General features: G+C 54.5%; 20 protein-coding genes. 14 read left to right on the forward strand and 6 right to left on the reverse strand.

What is annotated here, in order from left to right; translation table 11 throughout:
• Positions 1 to 22: 22 nt before the first annotated feature.
• The 4 genes from M9H61_RS08985 to M9H61_RS09000 all read right to left on the reverse strand — a co-directional run bounded on the left by M9H61_RS08985 (position 23) and on the right by M9H61_RS09000 (position 3,072).
• Positions 23 to 742: a DUF6468 domain-containing protein gene (locus M9H61_RS08985; RefSeq protein WP_250284677.1), complete on the reverse strand. Its 720-nt coding sequence runs from the start codon at positions 740 to 742 to the stop codon at positions 23 to 25.
• Positions 742 to 1,887, reverse strand: a complete 1,146-nt coding sequence (fliM, locus tag M9H61_RS08990; protein ID WP_068517453.1) for a flagellar motor switch protein FliM — start codon at positions 1,885 to 1,887, stop codon at positions 742 to 744. The genes M9H61_RS08985 and fliM overlap by 1 nt, the downstream gene beginning before the upstream one ends.
• Before the next feature lie 42 nt (positions 1,888 to 1,929).
• On the reverse strand, positions 1,930 to 2,466 hold the full coding sequence (locus M9H61_RS08995; protein WP_068517452.1) for a flagellar basal body-associated FliL family protein: 537 nt from the start codon (positions 2,464 to 2,466) through the stop codon (positions 1,930 to 1,932).
• Positions 2,467 to 2,688: 222 nt separating this feature from the next.
• Positions 2,689 to 3,072, reverse strand: a complete 384-nt coding sequence (locus tag M9H61_RS09000; protein WP_250284679.1) for a hypothetical protein — start codon at positions 3,070 to 3,072, stop codon at positions 2,689 to 2,691.
• A 128-nt stretch (positions 3,073 to 3,200) separates the two neighbouring features.
• Between M9H61_RS09000 and flgF the strand changes: the two genes are divergently transcribed.
• The 4 genes from flgF to flgH all read left to right on the forward strand — a co-directional run bounded on the left by flgF (position 3,201) and on the right by flgH (position 7,093).
• Positions 3,201 to 3,968, forward strand: coding sequence for a flagellar basal-body rod protein FlgF (flgF, locus tag M9H61_RS09005; RefSeq protein ID WP_101247569.1), 768 nt, complete (start codon positions 3,201 to 3,203; stop codon positions 3,966 to 3,968).
• Positions 3,969 to 4,033: 65 nt separating this feature from the next.
• A complete protein-coding gene (gene flgG / locus M9H61_RS09010; protein ID WP_068517449.1) occupies positions 4,034 to 4,819 on the forward strand; it encodes a flagellar basal-body rod protein FlgG in 786 nt (261 codons plus the stop codon).
• A gap of 398 nt (positions 4,820 to 5,217) precedes the next feature.
• Positions 5,218 to 6,180, forward strand: coding sequence for a flagellar basal body P-ring formation chaperone FlgA (gene flgA, locus M9H61_RS09015; protein ID WP_068517447.1), 963 nt, complete (start codon positions 5,218 to 5,220; stop codon positions 6,178 to 6,180).
• A gap of 139 nt (positions 6,181 to 6,319) precedes the next feature.
• Entirely contained in the window at positions 6,320 to 7,093 is a 774-nt protein-coding gene (gene flgH / locus M9H61_RS09020; RefSeq protein ID WP_068517446.1) for a flagellar basal body L-ring protein FlgH, read from the forward strand.
• Between the two features lie 259 nt (positions 7,094 to 7,352).
• On the opposite strand, the gene dksA is transcribed toward flgH, so the two are convergent.
• Together dksA and M9H61_RS09030 are read right to left on the reverse strand one after the other, a co-directional pair.
• The gene (dksA, locus tag M9H61_RS09025; RefSeq protein ID WP_008890403.1) at positions 7,353 to 7,769 is read right to left on the reverse strand and encodes an RNA polymerase-binding protein DksA; all 417 of its coding nucleotides are present in this window, start codon (positions 7,767 to 7,769) and stop codon (positions 7,353 to 7,355) included.
• 150 nt (positions 7,770 to 7,919) lie between these two features.
• A complete protein-coding gene (locus M9H61_RS09030) occupies positions 7,920 to 8,363 on the reverse strand; it encodes a flagellar assembly protein FliX (protein WP_068517445.1) in 444 nt (147 codons plus the stop codon).
• Between the two features lie 388 nt (positions 8,364 to 8,751).
• On the opposite strand from M9H61_RS09030, the gene M9H61_RS09035 reads away from it, so the two are divergent.
• From M9H61_RS09035 to M9H61_RS09080, 10 genes are all read left to right on the forward strand, one after another.
• Positions 8,752 to 9,900, forward strand: a complete 1,149-nt coding sequence (locus M9H61_RS09035; RefSeq protein WP_250284682.1) for a flagellar basal body P-ring protein FlgI — start codon at positions 8,752 to 8,754, stop codon at positions 9,898 to 9,900.
• A gap of 2 nt (positions 9,901 to 9,902) precedes the next feature.
• Complete coding sequence (locus tag M9H61_RS09040; RefSeq protein WP_231856664.1) at positions 9,903 to 10,247, forward strand: rod-binding protein; 345 nt, start codon at positions 9,903 to 9,905, stop codon at positions 10,245 to 10,247.
• A 3-nt stretch (positions 10,248 to 10,250) separates the two neighbouring features.
• A complete protein-coding gene (locus tag M9H61_RS09045; protein ID WP_156480807.1) occupies positions 10,251 to 10,712 on the forward strand; it encodes a hypothetical protein in 462 nt (153 codons plus the stop codon).
• A 17-nt stretch (positions 10,713 to 10,729) separates the two neighbouring features.
• Positions 10,730 to 13,138: a flagellar hook-associated protein FlgK gene (gene flgK, locus M9H61_RS09050; protein WP_250284684.1), complete on the forward strand. Its 2,409-nt coding sequence runs from the start codon at positions 10,730 to 10,732 to the stop codon at positions 13,136 to 13,138.
• Positions 13,139 to 13,164: 26 nt separating this feature from the next.
• Positions 13,165 to 14,394, forward strand: a complete 1,230-nt coding sequence (locus M9H61_RS09055) for a flagellin (RefSeq protein ID WP_114113351.1) — start codon at positions 13,165 to 13,167, stop codon at positions 14,392 to 14,394.
• Between the two features lie 367 nt (positions 14,395 to 14,761).
• Positions 14,762 to 15,232 carry a flagellar assembly protein FliW gene (gene fliW, locus M9H61_RS09060; protein WP_068517440.1) on the forward strand — a complete coding sequence of 157 codons (471 nt, stop codon included), beginning with the start codon at positions 14,762 to 14,764 and terminating at the stop codon, positions 15,230 to 15,232.
• 110 nt (positions 15,233 to 15,342) lie between these two features.
• Complete coding sequence (locus M9H61_RS09065) at positions 15,343 to 16,689, forward strand: flagellin (RefSeq protein WP_228194331.1); 1,347 nt, start codon at positions 15,343 to 15,345, stop codon at positions 16,687 to 16,689.
• 266 nt (positions 16,690 to 16,955) lie between these two features.
• Positions 16,956 to 18,296: a flagellin gene (locus M9H61_RS09070; RefSeq protein WP_228194332.1), complete on the forward strand. Its 1,341-nt coding sequence runs from the start codon at positions 16,956 to 16,958 to the stop codon at positions 18,294 to 18,296.
• 417 nt (positions 18,297 to 18,713) lie between these two features.
• Positions 18,714 to 20,054 carry a flagellin gene (locus M9H61_RS09075; RefSeq protein ID WP_250284686.1) on the forward strand — a complete coding sequence of 447 codons (1,341 nt, stop codon included), beginning with the start codon at positions 18,714 to 18,716 and terminating at the stop codon, positions 20,052 to 20,054.
• A 545-nt stretch (positions 20,055 to 20,599) separates the two neighbouring features.
• Positions 20,600 to 21,943 carry a flagellin gene (locus M9H61_RS09080; protein ID WP_228194335.1) on the forward strand — a complete coding sequence of 448 codons (1,344 nt, stop codon included), beginning with the start codon at positions 20,600 to 20,602 and terminating at the stop codon, positions 21,941 to 21,943.
• Positions 21,944 to 22,009: the final 66 nt, after the last annotated feature.

Consider the following 22,009-nt stretch of genomic DNA (forward strand, 5'->3'; position numbering starts at 1 on the left):
AATCCCGGCCAAATTCCGTCTCTTATCGAACCGAGCGCAAGGCTGCGAGAAGCTCGCGCTCGGCCTCTGAACGACCGGCATCTTCGTCCTGATCATACAAATCAGACCCGCCATTGCCGTCGCCATAACTTCCCGAACCATTGCCAGCCGATGCCGGACGCGATCCATCTTCACGATCGGTCATGGCATTGCCGCTGCGTTCAAATTCGCCAACCATGCGCGCAGCCAGTTCCTCGGCGCGCGTTTCAACACCGACACGATCACGATCACGATCATCAATCACATCAGGACGATCCGCACCACCGCCCATCATGCCCCCTAGCCCGGCACCGCCAGACTTGCCGGCACGCGCGCCATCAGATGCACCAGCCCCCGCACTGGCAGAAGCCGCCGCCCCCGAAACACCGGACCGGCGAACCGCGTTGGCGTCACTGGCAGCCTTTTCAAGACGGTTGGCAATGCTTTCGCCGCGATCGACCATAAAGCTCAGATCTTCGTTCAGGCCGCTGGCCTTTTCGATATTTTCGCGCAGTTTTTCGCCAGACTGTTCCGCCATGTCCTTAAGGGCGGTGATCGAGCTTTCAGCCCGTTCATTGGCCGCGTTAAAGGCGGTCAGGAAATTCTGCATGTCTTCACGGCTGCGGCGGAATGCCGCGAGCTTGCGGTTCAAAATGATCGCATAGACGATCGTCACCACCAGCAGGACGATCATCAAAAGATCCAGGTAGAACGCGAAGTCCATCACTTGTCTTCCTCGGTTATGCGCGCACGATCACGCACCTGAATGGCGATACGATCACCTTTACGTCCCATCATGCCCTTGAACAGCGGGACATCGCCACACCGAACCTCAACCGGCGAGGTCGGACTGGTATTAAGAACCAGACGGTTGCCAACTTCAAGATTGAGCACATCCCCAAGTGACATCACCTGTTCGTCCAGCACTGCTAACAGGTTAACATGGGTTTGCCACAGTTCGTTTGCGAGGTGGTTTTCCCAAATTGAGTCACGACCGAACTTTTCACCCATGAACATCTGAAGCAGAAGTTCACGAACCGGTTCGAGCGTCGCATACGGGATCAGCAGTTCAAGCCGCCCGCCACGGTCTTCCATATCAATGCGCAACTTGGCCACGATGGCGGCGTTGGCATGACGGGCAATGGTGGCAAAACGCGGGTTGGTTTCAAGTCGTTCAAACCGGAAGGTCACCGGGCTTAGCGGATCGAACGCAGCCGAAAGGTCCCCAAGGACCACATGGATCATCCGTTCGACAAGGTTGCGTTCAATCGTGGTATAGGGGCGGCCTTCAATACGCATTGCCGCCGTACCGCGACGCCCGCCCAGCAACACGTCCACGATCGAATAGATCAGGGCCGAGTCAACCGTCAGAAGCCCGTAGTTGTCCCATTCTTCCGCCTTGAACACACCAAGCATCGCAGGCAGCGGGATCGAGTTCAGATAATCACCGAAACGCAGCGACAGGATGTTATCAAGCGACACTTCGACGTTGTCGGATGTGAAGTTACGAAGCGATGTCGACATCATACGCACAAGGCGGTCAAAGACGACTTCGAGCATCGGCAGACGTTCATAGGCCACCATCGACGAGTTGATGATCGCCTGGATGCCCGATTGGTCACCCGCACCAGAACCATCGTCAAAGCCAAGCAGGCTGTCGATTTCGTCCTGGTTCAGAACACGCGCAGAACCGCCGCCCATTTCGGCGGCCATGTCATCGCCGCCACCGTCGTCTTCATCGTCATCGCCGAGCATGGATTCCCATTCGGCGGCCATATCCTCGCCGCCGTCGTCTCCACCCTCGTCATCTCCACCCGCCATGGCTTCCCATTCAGCGGCGAGTGCATCATCATCTTCTTCATCAGCCATCAGCGATTGCTTCCTGATTTTGGCATTCGCGCCGGTACAGGCTTATTGTACCAGCATTTCCTTAAACAGAACGTCGTTAATTTTTGCAGGCTTTGCCGCCGCACTGACCCGGATCAGCAATTCTTCACGCAACCGGAACATGCCTTCGGAGCCCGACAGATCTTCGGGCCGCAATTCCCGAAGATAGACCTGAAAATTGTCAACAATGCGCGGCATCATCTGTTCGACCTGCGGCAGCATTGCCTGATCGGCAACTTCGAGGCTGACACGAATCTTCAGATAGCTTTGCTTGCCTGCGCCAGTATTGAGGTTGACCAGAATTTCCGGCAAATCCACAAAGCCGACATTCTCGGGAACGCCCGGTGCTTCTTCGATGGAATCTTCAGAAATCACCTCTTCGGTCTGCGCGCCGTCACCGCCGGTCAGCATATCAATCACCGGCTGAAGCAGCCCGGTAAAATAGGCCGCAGCCGCACCACCAAGAAGCAGCAACACAAGCAGGATCACCACAACAAGCATCTTCTTGCTGCGGCCACCGCCACCTTCATCCATATCGATTTCGTCGACGTCGTCGCCCATAGCTTCGCAAATTCCTGCGCTTGAAGTTATGCCGTTATATCCAGCAAACACTGTGCCGGAATACCAGCCATAACGCTATCACGTTAAAAATCCGTTTCGTTTCCCATAGCTTAGACCGTAAGTTGCATCACGGTTTGGCCCCATGGTTCGGCTTTGTCATTTCGCTTTCCAAAGCCGTCATCAGGTGAAATTTGCCGATCGGTCACTGCCATCGCCAAAAGGTCAAGCATACCGACCAACAATCCATGCCATCCAGCCCGGGAGCCCGATGACCTGATGGCGACCATAGGACCACCAATCGACCACGATGCCGTAAGGGAGGATGCCATAATCACACACGCGTTCGGTCGCCCAACGCGACACCGGGCCCATCGAACCGCGCAGTCTTACCGCGCCATCTGGCCGCACCATCTGACCGCTACCATCAATATGGGCATGCGTTCCTGCTGATTTGAGCGGGCCCGGATAAACAAAATACCGTTCCCGACCCCGTTCCTGCCCCTTTCCGGGCGACGTCCGGGCGACACCGGAAAGAACTGCCGCGCGGCCACCCGGAAAACTTTGTCCCTGCTTGTCGTCCTGATCACGGCAGTTTCTGCCAGACATGGTGAAATCCACCCCGGCAACAAATGCCGAATTCAAATTTAATTGTTTGTTTTCATATACTTAATAACTCTGGCACGGCTTTCGCATTTGTGTTGGGCAAATCACTGCCCCCAAATGGGATACTGACTATGGAAAACGTTTCATATATCGCGCTGTCTCGTCAGAAGACACTTCGCAGCATGATGAACAACATTTCGCAGAACCTGGCGAACATGAACACGACCGGGTACAAAGAAGAGCGCATGATGTTCACCGACTGGATTGCGAAAAACAAAGACGCTCCGTTCCGCGGCGAACGTGAAATTTCCCTTGTTCAGGACATTTCCCAATATCGCAATACAACGGTCGGCAATATTGAACATACCAACCGCCCGCTTGATGTCGCACTCAGCCAGCCGGACATGTTCTTTGCCGTCGAAACCCCGTCGGGCGTTCAATATACGCGCAACGGCAATTTCACGCTGGATCCGGGCGGGCAGCTGATCACCAATGACGGCTATCCTGTTCTGAGCGATGCCGGTCAGCCGCTTTTCTTCAATCAGGCGGATGGCCAGATTGAAATCAAGGGCGATGGCACCGTTTCGACCGATATCGGCCAGATCGGCAAATTGCAGGTCGTATCGGTTGATAACGTCCAGCGCATGGTGGTTACCGGAAACACCCTTTATCGTGCCCCCAGCCTGCAGGCTGGCGATGACCAGGAAGTCACCATCGAACAGGTCGACAATGCCGGCATTGTTCAGGGCGCACTTGAAAAATCAAACGTCAATCCGATCAGCGCCATGACACAGATGATCGACGTTTTGCGGACCTATCAGTCTGTTACCCGCTCTCTTGAAAGCGAGAACGAGCGCATGCGTAACATGATCAGCAAACTCGGGGATGTTCGCGCCTGATCCGGTCGCTGAACCCCTTTTACGGAAATTAAGCGCACAAACAGCGCAAGCCAAGGAGAAGACAGATGCGGTCACTTGATATCGGTGCTTTGGGGATGCAGGCCCAGTCCACCAACGTGGACGTCACATCGCACAACATCGCCAACATGACCACCACCGGCTATAAACGCCAGCGCGCCGAATTCCAGGACTTGCTGTATCAGGATCTGCGCCGTGCCGGTTCGCCGTCATCTGATACCGGCACCATCGTGCCCACCGGCGTCCAGGTCGGTCTGGGTGTCAAGACCGCGGCAATCGGCCGCTATATGGGTCAGGGTACTTTGACCCTGACGGAAAACGAACTTGATATCGCCATTCAGGGCCGCGGATATCTTCAGATCGACCTGCCAAGTGGTGAAACCGCCTATACCCGTGACGGTACGCTGAAACTTGATGCCAATGGCGCACTGGTCACCAAGGATGGCTATGCGGTTCAGCCCGGCATCACCGTGCCCAGCAACGCAACATCCGTAACCATCAATACCAACGGCGAAGTCTATGCCGAGATCGATGGTCAGGTCGCGCTTTCCAATCTGGGTCAGATCCAGCTTGCGACCTTTATCAACCCGGCCGGTCTTGATGCGCTGGGTGACAACCTTTTCCTTGAAACCGAGGCATCGGGTCAGGCCAATACCGGCGCACCGGGTGATGTCGGATATGGCACGGTCCAGCAGGGATATCTTGAATCATCGAACGTCAACGTGGTTCAGGAAATCACCAACCTGATCAAGGCACAGCGTGCCTATGAAATGAATTCCAAATCCATCTCCACGACCGACGAAATGATGAGCGCAGTCAGTAACCTGCGTTAATTTCGCGATATCGGTAATGCAGTTTGTGTGCGCAAGTCGCGGTCTGATCCATCGCGTACTTGCGCAAACTGTATTTACGCCACGTATACTGTTCCATGCTATAGTGGCAAGATCCGATGCCATCCGATGCAATGGCAACCGTTATGTTTGCAAGCCTTGGCACGTTGCCCGGCCACGCCCCGAATACGGCACAAAACCGGGTTTTCAAACATAATGGCTGTCTTCAAAGCCGGTCGGATCGGTACGGGTTGACTGGTCGCAAGATCCCAAAAGTTCATATCTTTTTTGCGGTTTTGCTTTTTAAGTCAGCGCAAACCTGATTGACTGTCACACGAAAACAAACAGGCCCTGACCCTAGGCGCATGAAAATAAAGAAAATAATCCTCTCGCTCGCGATTATGTCGCTTATTGTTCCGGTCGGGACGGCCTTTGCGCAATCCTCGAACGGTGGCAATTCGCGCAATAACAGCCAGCAACTCGAAGCCAACATCCTTCTGAAACCAGATGCGCTGGTCGAAGGACAGTATGTGACGCTGGGGGATTTGTTTACCGGCATTGATCCGCAACAGGCCGATATCGCCGTTGCCCATGCGCCGCAACCGGGCAAGCAGGTTGTTCTTGATTACCGCTGGCTTTATGGCATCGCCCAGCGCCACAACATCAACTGGCGTCCGCGCACCACCGCCGATCAGGTTCTGGTAACACGCGCAAGCCAGATCATCACCATTGATGAAATCCGCGATGCGGTTGAAATCGCCCTGGTTGACCATGGCATCCAGCGCCCGTTCACGGTTGACCTGTCGAGCGAGAATTTCCAGATCCATCTGCCGGTTGATGCGCTGAACAATGTTGATGTGACCGCACTTGAAGTCAATTCGCGCACCCAGCGTTTTGTTGCCAGCGTCACGGCGGCCGCCCAAACCGCCCAGCAACGCACATATCGCATCAGCGGCAAATATTACCCGCTGTCATCCGTGCCGGTTCTGGTCGAACCGGTGTCACGCGGCCAGATCATTCGTCCCGACCAGGTCGAATATCGTGATTTCCGATCCGAACGCGTTCCGTCCGGGGCGATCCGCGATATCAATGATGTGATCGGCAAGGAAGTTGTGCGGGCCGGCACACCGAACGAGCCACTTTTGTTCCGCGATCTGACCAATCCGATCCTGGTGCGCCGCGGTGCATTGGTCACCATCCGGCTGGTCACGGCCAACATGTCATTGACCGCACGCGGCAAGGCGCTTGAAAACGGGTCAAAAGGGGACGTGATCCGCGTGGTCAATCAATCAAGCAACAAAACCATCCAGGTTGAAGTTGTTGCCGAAAACGAAGTCCGCGCCCTGCCCGCCATGTCGCAATAGGGCGCACCTGCTCCGCACTCCCCGTCCCGTCGTCTACTGCCCCGTTGTCCCTGCACCACCCGGCAAGCTTTTCCCAGATCAGGGCATGCGAACTGGCATGATCCTTGCGTAAATAGGCGTAGGAACCCAGGAGGACCTCATGCCTAGTAAAACCACACAGAATTCTTGGCGGCGCCTTGCGCTTGTCACCGGCCTGATCGGCGCAACAGCGCTGCTTTCGGGCTGCAATGCGATGAAACGTCTTTCGGAAGTCGGCGAACCGCCGAAGCTGTCCTCGATCGACAATCCGACCCAGTCGGAAAGCTATCGTCCGGTCAGCCTGCCGATGCCTGCACCGCAACTTGCCGAAAGCAACCCGAACTCGCTGTGGCGGGCCGGGGCACGGTCATTCTTCAAGGATCAGCGCGCCAATCAGGTTGGCGACATCCTGACCGTTGTTGTCGACATGTCTGACAGTGCGGCACTGGCCAACACCACAACCCGGTCGCGCACCAACAGCGAAGACCTGGCAGTGCCGAACCTGTTCGGGCTTGAGTCCGAATTCACCAAAGTTCTGCCCGAGACGATCGATCCGAGCAACATGTTCAATATGGACAGCAACACGTCCAACCGTGGTACCGGGTCGCTTGACCGAACCGAAGCCATCGATCTTCGCGTTGCAGCCATCGTGATCCAGATCCTGCCCAACGGAAACTATGTCATCCACGGGCGTCAGGAAATCCGGGTAAACAGCGAAGTTCGTGAAGTCCAGATTGCCGGGGTCATCCGCGCTGCCGATATCAGTTCGGCCAACGAAGTCAATTATGACAAGATCGCCGAAGCCCGCATTTCATACGGCGGACGCGGCACCATTTCCGATGTCCAGCAGCCGCGCTATGGCAGCGAAGTGCTTGATATCATTCTGCCGTTCTAAGGCAGCGTCTATGATCCCTGTCTGATCCGCATTCCCGGGTTCCTGTCAGACAGGATATAAAAGACGACCACGACATCCAAAAAGACCGCCCCTTACCGGCGGTCTTTTTTTTGTGTCCGGTTCAAAAACGGGAAAAGCCCGGCCAAAGGGCCGGGCTTTTGAATTTGGTTATCCCTAACCAGTAATCTCCCACAAGACCATGATGTTACATGGTAAGGGCCGACTTTGCGGCTCCTGATCTTTTGGTCACCCGGCGCGATCAGTCGTCGCGACGCGTGCGCTCCATCCGTTCGTGGCGTTCCTGGGCTTCAATGCTCAGGGTTGCAATTGGACGAGCTTCAAGTCTTTTCAAGCTGATCGGCTCGTCGGTTTCTTCGCAGTAACCATATGACCCGTCTTCAATTCGACGCAAAGCAGCATCAATTTTTGAAATAAGCTTGCGCGCCCTGTCACGAGTGCGAAGCTCAAGCGCCCTGTCCGTTTCAGCCGACGCACGGTCGGTCAGGTCAGGTTCTTGCAGCCCGCCATCTTGCAGGTTCGCTAATGTTTCCGAAGATTCGTGCAGAAGTTCTGCCCGCCAGGTCAGAAGTTTCTGCCGGAAATATTCCCGCTGGCGCGGGTTCATGAACTCTTCGTCCTCAGCAGGACGATAGTCAGGTGGTAGTGTGATAGTCATGTATGCCCTCTATACAGGACTCATCGATCGCGCGGCAATATAGAGGGAGCCAGCGGGTGGTGCAAGCCGATTGAACAAATAAATCGTAAATTGCCACCAAACGGGCAGAAAACTGCGATTTTCAGCTGAAAAATACTGTAAATTAAACAGTCAGATCAGGCCTGAAACCTCAAGTTTTGCAAGTTCGACCCGTGCCCGCAGGTCAATCTCGTCGAGAACCGCGGAAAGTTCAGGATCATCAATCATTTCGCGCTGTTGATCCATCAGACCGACAAGTTGCTTGAGACGCGGACCAGAAAGCGCCCCGCTTAGCAAACCGTCCCGAACAGCTTCGAGCTGTTCCAGCAGACTTTTGGCACGCAGCACGGCGGCCTTGCGCGGGGAGTCCAATGCATCCCCGCTTTGCTGAAGCGCAAGCAGGGCATCAAGGGCGCTGACACTGCCCGTACTGTGGACACCGACAGAACCGCCGGCATCGCCCGACGAGTCAAGCGAACGCATGGTATCGGCAAAACCGCTGCCGCCAGATGACCCTGACGCCTTTTTGCGTGATGTTCCGCTCGTCCCGGTTGCTTTGGATCCGCTAACCTTCATGACCCGTATCCGTCTCGTTGTGGTAAGATCATATTCACTATCGCAAACAGGCACCCGGTTTCTGCCATATCGGCTTTGCCCGCCCTGTTCGCCAGACTGAACATAACCGTTTACCGTTCAGTTCACTGGAAACGTGGAGTCTCCCTCAATCGCGGGACGCGCGCAACGGGAAAAAAATGCCGGGTTGGACGAAACAATCGCACCGGCGCAGGCCCATATCTGCATATGGACATGTTTTGCCGCCATTTTCTGCGGGCTTGGTCCGATAGCGCGCGGAAAGCCTCACTTGGCATGATTTTCGCAAAACAGCTGACAAACGCGGTTCACATCTTCAATCGCACCATTTGCCGGATGCAGTTGCATCCCACGTCAAAGCGGAATTGAGAATATGATCACAGGTCTTGGCAAAACAGCACGCAAAGCGACAATGGTCGTCGCACTTGGCTTGTTCGCCGTCTTGCAGCTTGGCACTGCACCTGCACAGGCCCAGTCACGTATCAAGGATATCGCCGATTTCGAAGGCGTACGTGACAACATGCTGGTTGGTTACGGCCTTGTGGTTGGCCTGAACGGCACCGGTGATGATCTTGGCGATGCCGACTTCACCCGTCAGAGCCTTGTGGCCATGCTTGAACGTCTTGGCATCAATGTGCGCGATCAGATCGACGACCTTGATTCTGACAATATCGCAGCTGTTATGGTAACCTCGACCCTGCCGCCATTTTCCCGTCAGGGATCGCGCATCGACGTTAATATCAGTGCAATTGGCACGGCTGAAAGCCTTCAGGGCGGTACACTTCTTGTGACCCCGATGGTTGGTGCGGATGGCGAAGTTTACGCCGTTGCCCAGGGCAATCTGGCGGTTGGCGGCTTTTCGGCCGGCGGCAATGCCGAAACGGTTGTCAAAGGTGTTCCGACCTCGGCCCGCATCGCCAATGGCGGTATTGTTGAACGCGAAATCGATTTCAACCTGAACTCCATGCAGGACATATCTGTTGTCTTGCGCAACCCTGATTTCACGACTGCGCGCCGCGTATCAGATGCAATTAATGCCTATCTGGGCGAAGTTGCCGCCCGCCCGAGCGATCCGGGCACCGTGCGGCTGAGCATCCCGGAACGCTATAATCAGAATGTGGTTTCGCTGCTGACCGATATCGAACAGCTGCGTGTTGAACCCGACCAGATTGCCCGCGTGGTGATTGACGAAAATACCGGCACCATTGTCATGGGCGAAAATGTCCGGATCAACCGCGTTGCCATTGCGCAGGGCAATCTGACCATCCGGGTCACCGAAACCCAGCAGGTGTCCCAGCCGTCGCCCTTCTCGCAAACCGGCACCACCCAGACGGTTGATCGCACCAATGTTGCGGTTGACGAAGGCGAAGACAACCAGCTTGGCATCATGGATGGCGGTGTCAGTCTTCAGGAACTGGTCAATGGCCTTAACAGCCTTGGCGTCGGGCCGCGCGACATGATCACCATCTTGCAGGCGATCAAGACGTCGGGCGCCCTTCAGGCCGAAATCGAGGTGATGTGATGATGACCGACGGCGCAACTGCCCTGATGGCGCAGGCCCAGGCCAGCGCACAATACGGCACCCAGAACAATATGGCCGCGCGGATGAATTCGCTTACGGATGGTCACATCAAGACCGAAGCCGAAGCCCGCAAAGCCGGTGAAGAATTTGAATCCATGTTCCTCGGCCAGATGCTGAGCCACATGTTTTCCGGGATCGAAACCAACGAAATGTTTGGTGGTGGTCACGGCGAAACGATGATGCGCTCCATGCTGGTTGATGAATATGCCAAAGAAATGACCCGCGCAGGTGGCATCGGAATTGCAGATGCTGTCACACGCGAGATCCTCAAAATCCAGGAGGGGTAAAAAATGACCACTCAAGAGTTGGTTACAGAACTGAAAAGCGTCACCTATGACCTCATGTCCCTGCTGGAACGTGAAACCACGGGGCTGCGGACGCTGTCACGCGGCGAATATGAGCAGTTCCTGTCGGAAAAATCTGCCCTGTCGATGCAGTATGAGCAGCTGGTCGTGAAATTGCGCGGCCGCGGTGAAGAACTTCGTGCCATGCCCGAAGAAGACCGCGCTGAACTGCGTGAACTCCAAGCCGAGTTCCAGGAAGCCGCCCGTCGCAACATGACGGCACTCCAGGCAGCCAAGGCCACCAATGAACGTGTCGTTCAGGCCATTGTCCGCGCTGTAAATGACAAGGCCAAGGAAGACTGCACCACCTATAACCGGTCGGCGAAAACCAGCAAGGCATCGCTTGGCGGTTACGGGCGTACGTTAAACAAATCCGGCGGCGCATACAGCGTCAATGAAACGCTCTAAGTGTAAAGGCGCGTATCATGTCACTGACCCAGGCACTCAACACTGCGATTTCCGGCCTCAACACGGCCCAGGCACGCATAGCCATCACGTCTTCGAACATTTCGAACGTGAATACCGAAGGCTATTCCAAAAAGATTGCCGGGCAGGAAACCCTGACACTCGATGGCACGGGTGCCGGGTCCCAGATCGCCGACATCTATCGCAACGTCAATGAAGGCCTTCTGCGCGAAGTTCGCGGTGAACTGGGCAAAGCCGGTCGTGAAGAAGCGCGCTACGAGTTTTTCCAGCGTGTCCAGACGCTGTTTGGCACGGTTCAGTCTGATGCAGCGATCAGTCAGCGCATCAACGATCTTGCAGACGCGTTTGAACAGCTTGGTGTCACCCCGGACCAGAACTCACCCCGGATCGAGGCCATCGAAAGCGCCATTCAGGTTGTTGAATCCTTCGAGAAGCTGTCAAGTCAGCTTCAGGATATGCGCGATGACATCGACGACCAGATCACGGACGAGGTCAATTCCGCCAATACGCTGCTCAGTCAGATTGCAGATCTGAATACCGGCATCATCCGCCTCAAGAACCTTGGACAGCCGACCACCGAGCTTGAAGACCAGCGCGACCAGAAACTCAACGCGCTATCCAAGATCATTGACATCACCACGTTTAGCCGCAGCGACGGTTCGATGGTGATTTATTCGGCTGCGGGTGCAAATACCCTGCTTGATCGCACGCCCAACAAACTGACCTTTACCCAAACGGCCGGCTTCGAACCTGGAACCGGTGGCTCCGGTATCACCCTAAATGGTGAAGACATCACAGACACCCTGCGTACCGGTACGCTGAAGGGTCTGTTTGAAATGCGTGATGCTGAAATCCCGGCCATCAACGATCAGGTGAACGAACTTGCCGGCGAATTGCGTGATGCCCTGAATGAAGAGCATAACAAAGGCACCGCATTCCCGCCCCCGGCCAACCTTTCCGGTAACCGCATCGTCGCAGCCAGTGATCCGCTGACTGCAACCGGTGCGTTTCGCGTGGCGGCACTGGATGCCGACGGGCAGCTTGTCGCAAGTGACAGCTGGGCCGATATCGCGTTGCCGACGACCCCGGCGACAGTTCAGGGTATTATTGATGCCATCAACAACTCTGATGCAGGCAGCTATCTGACGGCGTCGCTGATTGACAACAAGCTTGTCATCGAAGGCACAGATGGCAACCGTGTTGCCATCAACGAAATGGACAGTCAGATCACCACCGGTGACGGTCGCAAACAGGGCATGTCGCACTATTTCGGCCTGAACGACTTTATCGCGACCGTCAAGCAATCGGACACCATTACGACGTCCGCACAACGCAGCTCGACCGACGCGCTGAATATTACGGCCAATTCCTTTACGATCTCGGCAGGGTCCGGCGTGCTGGTTGGCGGGGTCACCGTCAATTACACGGCAACTGATTCCCTTGAAGACATCCGTGACAATATCCGTACGGCCCTGCAGGGGGCCGGCATGACTGTCGCGGATTCAGAGTCTACAGCCTTTATCGTCGAGGATGGTGATCGCTATCGTCTTGTCATTGAATATAACGCCAACTTGACGGTTACCGATTCCGGTACCCTGTCAAGCAAGCTTGGCCTGACAGAGGACCAGCCGAACCTTTCCGGGAATATGAGCGTTTCCTCGGCCATTCAGAACGACCCGTCACGTATTGTGCGCGGTCAGATGAATGCCGACACCTATGAAACCACGACCGCAGTGGTCAATCCCGACAATGCCATTCCCAACCTAGGTCCGCTGGTGCCGCCGCCCCTGAACTATACCCTTACGGTCAGTGGCGAGTTCACCGATGTCAACATCACCTATGACAGCACATCTTCGCTTCAGGATATCGCCGATGCGATCAATAACAGCGCGACCCTGACCGATAACAACATTACCGCCGAAGTCGTGTTTGACAGCCAGATCGGTGGCTACAAGCTTAGCGTCACCGATGCCGATGGCGATGCATTCTATTTCACCGACAGCGGCCTGCCGAATGCGGACGCCCTGACCACGGTGCTTGGGCTTGGCATTCAGTTCGGTGTCCATGAAGGCGACAACAGCGCGGCCCTTTCGCTAAGCCACACCTTTGAACGCACCGATATCGATTTCGAAGCAACCGACGGTCTGTCTGGTGAACGCACGTCGCTGACCGATTATGCAGCCGGCATCGTTGCAACTGCTGCGACCAAGACCAAGGTGGCTGAAAGCTCCTATGAATTCCAGTCCGGACTGGTCACGGATCTGAGCACCCGCATCCAGAACGAAGCAGGCGTCAACCTTGATGAAGAGATGTCAGACCTCATCATCTTCCAGCGCGCCTATACAGCATCAGCCCAGGTGATCTCTACGGTTGATGAAATGTTTGATGCATTGCTCAATGCAGTTTAAACTGCGGCTTATGAAGTGAGGATATCATGGTATCTCGTGTCGCAACCTATACAAACCATACCTTGTTGTCGGATCTGGCGATCCGGAACGCGGCCAAGGTAACGGATTTGCAGAACCAGGCATCGAGCGGTTATAAATCGCGCGACTATGCCGGTATTGCCGACAGTGCACAGCGCCTGCTCAATCTTGAGGGCGAATATACCCGTACCGAGCAGTATCTGCGCAACACGACACAGGCCAAGCTGCGTTTGCAAAGCATGGAAACAGCTGTTGACAGCATGCTGGAAATTGCAACCCAGATGAAGACGCTGCTTATTCAGGCAAGTTCGGCCCAGCAGGCCGACGACGTCAACATCATGGACGAGGCCGAACAGGCCTTGCAGCAGATCGCCAACCTGCTCAATACCAATCTTGACGGGCGCTATTTGTTTGCCGGTGGCCGTTCCGAAGATCCGGCTGTCGATATCGACAAGATCGGCGCGCCGGACAACTATATGAGCGATCTTGACGTTGCGCTGACCGGCACGACGACCCTTGCCGCACTTGGCGTTACCACCGGACAGCTTCAGATCGTCAGCACCGATGTTGATGGCAACAGTGTCACAACCAACGTCAACTATAACGCTGCGACCGATGACATTGACGATATTCTCGATGCCATCAACAGTGTCACGACCAATGGCGCGATTGCATCGCTGCGCGGTTTTGGCGGTGAAGGCAATCCGTTGCTCAATATCGAAAATGTCGGCAACGGGACAATCACGATCACCGAAAGCGGTGCGGGTGATTTCCTGACCAAACTGGGGATGGAAAAGATCCCGAACCCGCGTCCGGATGCCGATTATTATGACGGCGACAAGCAAATCCTCGAAGTGCGTGTCGATGAACAATACAACGTCTCTTACGGTATTCTGGCCGACAATCCGGCATTCCAGAAACTGATCCAGGGGCTTGGCATTGCAGCCGGCACCGAAGATCAAGATGCAATGACGGTTGCGATCGGCTTTATCAACGAAGCCATCAACGATCTGCCCAATGTTCAGGGCCAGATCGGGCTTGATATCGCCAATGTCGAACGGTTTGAAACGCGCCATCAGGACTTCAAGGTTTTTGCTGCCCAGGCGATCAGTGACATTGAAACTGTTGACGTGCCGCTGACCCTTGCCGAACTGTCGCAGTATGAAACTGCCCTGCAGGCAAGCTTTATTGCCATTTCGCGGGCGTCAGATTTATCTTTGGCTAACTATTTGCGTTGATTATTCAACGGGTCAGACCTCATTAACATGAATGTGATGACAACCGCTATTTTCGAAAACATGGCACTGTTTCACGGCATCCGGGCGATCATTCCGGGTTCACGGATGGTGGCAAAGGTTTCGAAAAGTGCAGTTGTTCTTTGAGATGACGGGGGAATTCGGGGGAACATTCAATTGCAAGTTTTTGAAAGAATGCGATCTTTCTGATATCTTGCCTGAAGCGTCTTTTGAATTCTGACCTGCCATTGCAAGCATGTTAATGGGGGCTGGGCCTCGATATTTAATTGCTTCTTTAACTGTTTTGTCCGCTTAATAGCGCATAACGTGCAAGCAGACAGAACTTTTCGACCGCCGGAGTATAACGGGAATGGATACCGAAAACGTCGCCGAAAACGGAACACCTGAATCCGTCACAGTGGAAACACGCTTTGGCGATATCGAATTCAGTTGGGACAAGGGCATTTATATGCCGGTTGGCCTTCTTGGCTTTCCTGAACATCATGTCTTCGGTCTGGCGAATATCCCGAACACGTCGCTTGATCAGTTCAAACTGTATCAAAGCCTGACGGACGCCAATCTGTCCTTCATCGTCGCACCCTATAATATGGAAAGCGGCGTTTATGCTGAAAAAGACCTTACGAATGCGCAAAAAAGCCTGGCGATTGACAGCGCGGACATGGCCATTCTGATGGTTGTGACGATCCGCAGCGCACCGGGTGGCCAGGGCATCACGATGTCAACCAACTTGCGCGCCCCCATTCTTGTCGATACCGGCCGTCAGGTCGCCTGGCAGCATATTCTGCCGAACGAGAAATACTCCGTGCAGCATGACCTGTAATTTTTGCCTAGCATAACTGGCACGCGCATTGCTTTGATGTTCCACAAGGCAATGTAGCCGAGAGATCGAATGGCCGGGCCATTCAGTCTTATCCGTGTAGGAGGAAAAAAATGGCTCTCAATATTATTTCCAACTATGCAGCGAACGTCGCCCATCGCAACTTGACCAATTCGGACACGATGGCGACACGGTCGCTTGCAAAGCTTTCTTCTGGTACCCGTGTTGTTTCCGCACGTGACGATGCAGCGTCGATGGCGATTGGCGCCCGACTGAATGCAACGACACAGGCGCTTAAAACGGCAACGGTTAACGTCGGCCAGGCCAACTCGATGCTGCAGATTGCAGATGGCGGCATGGCAACCATCGACAACATCCTTGTGCGTATGAAAACGCTGGCCGTTCAGGCATCGTCCGGCAACCTGTCGGACACCGAACGCGGCTTCCTGAACGACGAATTCGTTCAGCTGCGTGAGGAAATCGACCGTATCGCCTCCTCCACCAACTTCAACGGCATTCAGTTGCTCGGTGATGGTGGTGACGTTGCACTTGAATACGGCGACCTTGCCGCAGGTCAGGGTGGCGAAGCCCTCGTCCCGGTGAACGGCTTTGACAACTTTTCCATCACCGACAACAACTACTGGGCAACCGACACCGATACGGACCTCACCGATAACAACTTCGAGGTAAATATCAATTATGGTGCAGGCGACCAGGTCATTATGACCGTCACCAGCACAATTGATGGCGCTGCTGACCGCACCCAGTCGATTGATATCACCGATTACCGCACGGGTGGAACGACTGCGATCGGCGCCGGTGAGAATGCGACACTGAACTTCGATGAACTTGGCCTGACATTCACGGTCAATACCAATTTCTCAGCTTCGGTTGCGGCAATCCGCGCTGATAACACCGGCGCATCCGACTTTGGCACCGACACAGACTTCAATGGCTCGGGCCTTGACTCTGCTGCTGGCAACGTCGTCACTATGGCGGCTGACAACGGGCAGAAATTGCAACAAACCGTTGACTTCCAGGTCGGCGCTGGCAATACGGCAAATGATCGCCTGGCAATTTCGTTTACCGCAGTCGACTCTGAGACTCTTGGGTCCGGTTCCGCCGGCACACAGGACTCTATTGCAGATCTTACCGACAACGCGATCGATACTGCTGCAAATGCACAAAGTGCTGTTGAAGTTATCGGACGCGCAATTGACGACCTGCAACGCGCGCGCGCCAATATCGGCACCTATCAGAACCGTCTGGACTTTGCTGGTCAGAACCTTGCGTCCACGCAAGAAAACACTGAATCGGCACGTTCCACCCTGCTTGACCTTGACGTGGCTGCGGAAATGACTGCTTTCACATCCAAGCAGATCCTGGTTCAGTCCGGTGTGGCCATGCTCGCACAGGCAAACCAGATGCCGCAGAACCTTCTGCGTCTGCTTCAGGGATAACATCGCACTTAGTCGTAATCGACCTTACAAAGGGGGCGGTCATAACCGCCCCCTTTTTCATTTTCATGATTAAATGATCAAAAGTGACTGTTAAGGGTTACTTAATTTTTTCGTAGACAGTACATCAACCTTAAGTATAGCATGATAAAGCTAGGCTTTGCTTGGTGCAGTCAGGATGACTGTGCAGGCTGCAATTGCAGCACTGGCGCTTGCCAGACTCTTTTGGTGGACATGTCCACCAGAGCTATCCATGTAGGAGTTACAATATGGCTCTCAATATCATTTCGAACTACGCTGCGAACGTTGCGCACCGTAACCTTTCCGCATCTGACGAGATGGCGACCCGTTCGCTGTCGAAACTGTCTTCTGGTACCCGTGTTGTTTCTGCACGTGACGATGCCGCTTCCATGGCGATCGGTGCACGTCTGAACGCAACCACCCAGGCCCTTAAAACGGCAACCGTTAACGTTGGCCAGGCAAACTCGATGCTCCAGATCGCTGATGGCGGCATGGCAACCATCGATGACATTCTGGTTCGCATGAAGACGCTGGCTGTTCAGTCTTCTTCGGGCAACCTGTCCGATACCGAACGCGGCTTCCTGAACGACGAATTCACCGAACTGCGTGACGAGATCGACCGTATCGCATCTTCCACCAACTTCAACGGCATTCAGCTGCTGGGTGATGGTGGCGATGTCGCCATCGAGTTCGGCGATCTTGCTGCCGCAGGATCTGGTGAAGCCCTCGTTGCCGTGAACGGCTTTGACAACTTTGCCATCACCGACAACAACTACTGGGCGACCGATACCGATACGGACCTCACCGATAACAACTTCGAGGTAAATATCAATTATGGCGCAGGCGACCAGGTCATCATGACCGTCACCAGCACCATTGATGGCGCTGCTGACCGTACCCAGTCGATCGACGTGACCGACTTCCGTACGGGTGGCACCACGGCGATTGGCGCAGGTGAAAGCGCAACCCTGAACTTTGACGAACTTGGTCTGAGCTTCACGGTTAACACCAACTTCTCGGCTTCGGTCGCCACAATCCGCGCTGACAACACCGGTGCATCCGACTTTGGCACCGACACGGACTTCAATGGCTCCGGCCTTGACTCTGCTGCCGGTAACGTCGTCACCATGGCGGCTGACAATGGCCAGCAGCTGGCAAACAGCATCGAGTTCCAGGTTGGTGGCGGTAACACCGCGAATGACCGCCTGTCGATCAGTCTGACATCTGTTGACTCCGGATCCCTTGGAACCGGCGTTGGTGGCACTGAAACAGCTCTGAATGACGCAACTGTTGACATTGCAACCGCTGCTGCTGCTCAGAGCACTGTTGAAGTTGTCACCCGTGCGATTGACGACTTGCAGCGCGCACGTGCTGCTGTCGGTACCTCGCAGAACCGTCTGGACTTTGCTGGTCAGAACCTTGCTTCGACGCAGGAAAACACTGAATCGGCACGCTCCACCCTGCTTGACCTTGATGTGGCTGCGGAAATGACCGCTTTCACCTCCAAGCAGATCCTGGTTCAGTCCGGTGTGGCCATGCTCGCACAGGCAAACCAGATGCCGCAGAACCTGCTGCGTCTGCTCCAGTAATCCTGGCTACTTGAAAATTCACGAAAAGGCGGCCAACAGGCCGCCTTTTTTGTTTACTACCTATCGAAGGCCACTCATTACACACAGCCGCCATCACTGGGCACCCCGACCATTCTAAGCCAGGCAAAGAAATGGCAGTTGAAAAACTATAGGTTCGAGTCTCTTCGATTCGGCCTGATCCTACCCTACAAGCAGAGATGCTCGATTTATACGACCTCGATTTATAAAATTTATTTATTTATTTTCAATATGTTAATATCAATATCAGCCGTAGTTTGAATTTTTTGTAGACGCCAAAAGAAATTCGATTATCAATATCTAACAGGGTTCCCATAAATGTTGTTCAAGAAGAACTTCAGGGTTCCATTCCGCTGTTACATGTCGTTTCAGCACTCATTCCAAGTAGGAAGATGAAAAATGGCTCTCAATATCATTTCAAACTACGCCGCCAACGTTGCGCACCGTAACCTCACCGCATCTGACGAGATGGCGACCCGTTCGCTGTCGAAGCTGTCTTCTGGTACCCGTGTTGTTTCTGCACGTGACGATGCCGCTTCCATGGCGATCGGTGCACGTCTGAACGCAACCACCCAGGCCCTTAAAACGGCAACCGTTAACGTTGGCCAGGCAAACTCGATGCTCCAGATCGCCGATGGCGGCATGGCAACCATCGATGACATCCTGGTTCGTATGAAGACGCTGGCTGTTCAGTCTTCTTCGGGCAACCTGTCCGATACCGAACGCGGCTTCCTGAACGACGAATTCACTGAACTGCGTGACGAGATTGACCGTATCGCATCTTCCACCAACTTCAACGGCATTCAGCTGCTGGGTGACGGTGGTGATGTCGCTATCGAGTTCGGCGATCTTGCAGCAGCAGGATCTGGTGAAGCCCTTGTTCCGGTAAACGGCTTTGACAACTTTGCCATCACCGACAACAACTACTGGGCGACCGATACCGATACGGACCTCACCGATAACAACTTCGAGGTCAATATCAATTATGGCGCCGGCGACCAGGTCATCATGACCGTCACCAGCACCATTGATGGCGCTGCTGACCGTACCCAGTCGATCGACGTGACCGACTTCCGGACAGCCGGCACCACGGCGATTGGCGCAGGTGAAAGCGCAACCCTGAACTTTGACGAACTTGGTCTGAGCTTCACGGTTAACACCAACTTCTCGGCTTCGGTCGCTGCAATCCGCGCTGACAACACCGGCGCATCCGACTTCGGCACCGACACCGACTTCAATGGCTCCGGCCTTGACTCTGCTGCCGGTAACGTCGTCACCATGGCAGCTGACAATGGCCAGCAGTTGGCAAACAGCATCGAGTTCCAGGTTGGTGGTGGCAACACCGCAAACGACCGTCTGTCGATCAACCTGACATCCGTTGACTCCGGATCCCTCGGAACCGGCGTTGGTGGCACTGAAACCGCTCTGAATGCCGCAACTGTTGACATTGCAACTGCTGCCGCTGCTCAGAGCACCGTTGAAGTTGTCACCCGTGCGATTGACGACTTGCAGCGCGCACGTGCTGCTGTCGGTACCTCGCAGAACCGTCTGGACTTTGCTGGTCAGAACCTTGCTTCGACGCAAGAAAACACTGAATCGGCACGCTCCACCCTGCTTGACCTTGATGTGGCTGCGGAAATGACCGCTTTCACCTCCAAGCAGATCCTGGTTCAGTCCGGTGTGGCCATGCTCGCACAGGCAAACCAGATGCCGCAGAACCTGCTGCGTCTGCTCCAGTAATCCTGGCGACCTGAAAATTCACGAAAAGGCGGCCTCTTGGCCGCCTTTTTTTATTTCGTGGTGACCAATACCATCTTCTGGCCTTGGCGCGCATGAGCTCCGCAGAGGATGACTACAGCTCCTCGCTCCACGTTGACGTTACACCATCACCGAAGACGAAACTGCCCTGCTGCTTGCCTCGAAATTGTAAACCGACTGCAACCACACGACACAGCACCCACAACCAGAACAGCCACAAGCATACCTATACGAATGACGTCTCCCGCACTGCAATATACAGTATCCGAGTAAATCCAGCTCGGATTCGCCTTGAAATCTGCGACTTTGGCAACAGGACAATATTTTCCGACCCACTAACCTTTTGTTTTTTATGATTAACTACAGATTAATTTTTTCACTGGACAGGCAACTAACCTAAAAGTATATTTCATCTTACCTGTAGTTTCGCTTTTGTTGCCATGTAGAACAGCAAAAGCAATTCTGGCAAATGTGCCGGATACGAACAGCAAGATGTTGTTCAGAGCTGTCCAAGTAGGAGATGCGTCATGGCTCTTAATATTATTTCGAACTATGCTGCGAACGTAGCACACCGTAACCTTTCGGCTTCTGACACGATGGCGACCCGTTCGCTGTCGAAATTGTCGTCCGGTACGCGTGTGGTTTCCGCGCGCGATGACGCAGCTTCCATGGCCATCGGCGCCCGCTTGAACGCGACGACCGAGGCCCTTAAAACCGCTTCTGTAAACGTTGGCCAGGCCAACTCGATGCTCCAGATCGCCGATGGCGGCATGGCAACCATCGATAACATCCTTGTGCGTATGAAAACGCTGGCTGTTCAGGCATCCTCTGGCAACCTTTCAGACACTGAACGCGGCTTCCTAAACGATGAATTCGTTCAGCTGCGTGAAGAAATCGATCGTATCGCATCTTCCACCAATTTCAACGGCATTCAGCTGCTGGGCGATGGCGGTGACGTGGCACTTGAGTTTGGTGATCTGGCGGCTGGTCAACAAGGACAGGCCCTTGTTCCGGTAAACGGTTTTGATAATTTTGTCATTACCGATAACAATTATTGGGCAACAGATACCGACACCGACCTGACTGACAACAGCTTCGAAGTCAATATCAATTACGGTGCGGGCGACCAGGTCATCATGACCGTTACCAGCACCATCGACGGTGCCGCTGATCGCACGCAGTCAATTGATATCACCGATTATAGAACAGGCGGCACGACCGCTATTAGCGCCGGCGAAAATGCGACGCTTAATTTTGACGAACTGGGTCTGACTTTCACAGTCAACACCAACTTCTCGACGTCTGTTGCAGCTATTCGCGCTGACAATACCGGCGCATCCGACTTTGGCACTGATACAACCTTTGGCGCGAGCGGCATCAACTCCGCAACCGGCAATATCGTATCCATGGCAGCCGATAACGGTCAGCAGCTTCAGAGTTCCATCGAATTCCAGGTCGGTGGTGGCAACACCGCAAATGACCGTCTTTCGATCACCCTGAACGCGGTTGATTCCGACACCCTGGGTGCCGGTGCGCTGGGAACCCAGACATCGTTGCAGGACCTTGGCGCGACTGCGATCAGCACCGCAGCCAATGCGCAGTCTTCGGTTGAAGTTGTCACCCGCGCGATTGACGATCTACAGCGCGCACGTGCAGCCGTGGGTACATCCCAGAACCGTCTGGACTTTGCGGGACAGAACCTTGCAACCACGCAGGAAAACACTGAATCTGCGCGTTCGACCCTGCTTGACCTTGATGTTGCGGCCGAGATGACCGCCTTCACCTCCAAGCAGATCCTTGTTCAGTCCGGTGTAGCAATGCTTGCACAGGCAAACCAGATGCCGCAGAATTTGCTGCGTCTGTTGCAGTAAGCACGCTGTCTCACTTGGGCACGTCCATGTTGGATTGCCTTTGTAATTCAACAAGACATCCTGCTG

Source organism: Thalassospira sp. GO-4 (assembly GCF_023588965.1).
In the GTDB taxonomy this organism is placed as follows: domain Bacteria; phylum Pseudomonadota; class Alphaproteobacteria; order Rhodospirillales; family Thalassospiraceae; genus Thalassospira; species Thalassospira povalilytica.